Genomic DNA, 2,742 nt, shown 5'->3' with positions numbered 1-2,742 from the left:
GCCGTTGCAGTGGAACATCGGCAGCGTCCAGAGATAGACCGGGTGCTGGCCGAGATTGCCGGCGAGGATGTTGCTGACGGCGTTGAGATACGCGCCGCGGTGATGGGTCACGACGCCCTTGGGATTGCCTGTCGTGCCGGAGGTGTAGCTCAGCGCGATCGCGTCCCATTCATCGCTCGGCGTGATCGCCGCGAAGTCCGGATCGCCTTCGGCGACCGCGGTCTCATATTCGATCTCGCCGATGCGCTTGCCGCCCTTGAACGATGCATCGTCGACATCGACCACGAGCGGATTCGGGCCCTTCATCAGCGCCAGCGCGTCGGTCATGACGCCCGAGAACTCGGGATCGACCAGAATGATCTTGGCGCCGCCATGGTCGAGCTGAAACGCGATGGAGGGCGCATCGAGGCGGATGTTCAGCGCGTTGAGCACGGCGCCCGTCATCGGCACGGCGAAATGAGCCTCGTTCATCGCCGGGATGTTCGGCAGCATGGCCGCGACCGTGTCGCCGATGCCGATGCCCTTGCGCGCGAGCCAGGACGCAAAACGCCTGCAGCGCTCGTGCGTCTGCGCCCAGGTGAAGCTGCGGCCCTCGTAGACCGTGCTAACATGATCGGGATACACGGCGGCACTGCGCGCGAGGAAGCTCAGCGGACTCAGAGGCACGTAATTGGCGGGAGTCTTGTTGAGGCCGATCTTGTACGGGTTCTGCCGTTCACTCATCGACTCACTCCTTTATCGCGTCAAAGAAAACCGATCGAGATCCAGGGGAAGATCGCGACGATGATCAATCCCACCAGTAGCGCCAAGAGATAGCCCCAGATCGGCCTGATGCCTTCGGCCGGATCGACGCGTCCGATGGCGCAGGCCGCATAATAGCCGACGCCGAACGGCGGGGCGAATAACCCGATACCCATCGCGAGAATGATCACCATGGCATAGTGCACCTCGTGCACGCCGACGGCGCGGGCGATCGGGAACAGCAGCGGCCCGAACAGCACGATCGCCGGGATGCCTTCCAACACGCTGCCGAGAACGACGAAGGCCAGGATCGAGACGGCGATGAAGGTTGCAGCTCCCCCCGGCAATCCGGTCATGGCCGCCGCCAGCGAGCGCGAGAAGCCCGACTGGGTCAGACCCCACGCCATGCCTGTAGCGGTGCCGATGATCAGCAGGATCGCACCCGACAGCGCCGCTGTCTCGATCAGCATCGGAAACAGCCGCCGCCAGTCGAACCGGCGGTAGATGAGCAGGCCGACGAGGGCGCCATAGACGATGCCGATGGTGGAGACTTCGGTGGCCGTCGCGATGCCCTCGACCACGGCGTAGCGGATCACGAAGGGCAGCGCGAGCGCGGGCAGGGCGATGACGAAGCTCCTGCCGATCTCCGATGTCGTGGCACGGCGGATGTGGCTCAGGTCCTCGTGGCGGTAGCGCCACCACACCAGCATGCAAAGCGTGATCGCAAGCACGACGCCGGGCAGGAGGCCGCCGGTGAAAAGGGCGGCGATCGACACGCCCGTGACCGAGCCGATCGTGATCAGCACGAGGCTCGGCGGAATGGTCTCGGTCTGGGCACCCGTTGCCGCCAGCAGCGCGACGAGATCGCCGGGCTTGGCCCCGCGCTCCTTCATCTCCGGGAACAGCACGGGTGCGACCGCCGCCATGTCGGCCGCCTTGGCGCCGGATATGCCGGAGACCAGGTACATGGCGCCGACCAGCACATAGTGCAGGCCGCCCCTGACATGGCCGAGTAGGCTCGCCAGGAACGCCACCATGGCGCGGGCCATGCCGGTCATCTCGATCAGCAGGCCAAGAAAAACGAACAGCGGCACCGAGAGCAGGATGAGGTGGCTCATGCCCTCGTCCATCCGGCCGATCAGCACCATGACGGGCGTGCGCGTGGTCAACGCGAGATAGCCGAAGATTGCGAGACCAAAGCCGAACGCGATGGGAACGCCGGCAAAGACGCAGAAGCCGGCAACGCCGACAAAGAAGACGACGAGGTTGAGATTGCCGAGCGGGCGCAGCAACGGCTCAACCAGCCAGAACAGGCCGATCACTATGGCGACCGACAGCACGGCGGCTGCAACCATTCGGTAGTCGGCCGCACGCAGCAGCCGCAGCAAGGCAAAGGCCGCCATCAGGAAGATGCCGGCCGGCAGCGCAGCGGCCCGCCACATATTGGAGATCTGCAGCGCCGGCGTCGTGATGTAGCTTTCCTCATAGGCGTAGTCGCTTGCCGGCCAAGCGATCAGGATCAGGAACGCCAGGGCCGCGGAGGTCGCGACCAGGTCGAGATAGGCCCGCATGGCAGGCCTGGTGCTGGCGACGACCGCGGTCATGCGCATGTGCTCGGAACGGCGGAAGGCGACCGCCGCGCCCAGCATGGCGAGCCACAGGAACAGGATCGAGGCGAGTTCGTCCGACCAGATCAGCGGCCGGTGCAGGCCATAGCGCGCGACCACGCCGGCAAAAAGGATCACGATCTCGGCGACCACCAGGATCGCCGTCGGAATCTCGACGACGAGACCGAGCACGCGCTCGACTGTCGCCAGCAACGAAGGTCGGCGAGGGGACGGCAACGCCGCCTCGCCCGCCACAGCGGTCACCTCGACCTCGACGTGAGCCATCCTGATACGAACCTCGACGGCCCCAGTACGTTACGACAGCTTGCCGACGGCCTTTTCCAGGAGGTCCCAGGCCTGATCGCCATACTTGCCCTTCCATTCGGCATAGAAG

Annotated in this window: 2 protein-coding genes; both read right to left on the bottom strand. The window is 65.3% G+C overall.

The window, feature by feature from the left end; all coding sequences use genetic code 11:
* A partial coding sequence (locus JHD07_RS37250) for an AMP-binding protein (protein ID WP_291631266.1) occupies positions 1 to 723 on the bottom strand: 723 nt, incomplete at its 3' end.
* Positions 724 to 743: 20 nt separating this feature from the next.
* A complete protein-coding gene (locus JHD07_RS37245; RefSeq protein ID WP_291631264.1) occupies positions 744 to 2,633 on the bottom strand; it encodes a TRAP transporter large permease subunit in 1,890 nt (629 codons plus the stop codon).
* Positions 2,634 to 2,742 lie beyond the last annotated feature (109 nt).

The organism is Bradyrhizobium sp. (assembly GCF_016462955.1).
In the GTDB taxonomy this organism is placed as follows: domain Bacteria; phylum Pseudomonadota; class Alphaproteobacteria; order Rhizobiales; family Xanthobacteraceae; genus Bradyrhizobium.
Note: the sequence above shows the minus strand (reverse complement) of the source record. Positions and strands in the feature narration are given on the sequence as shown.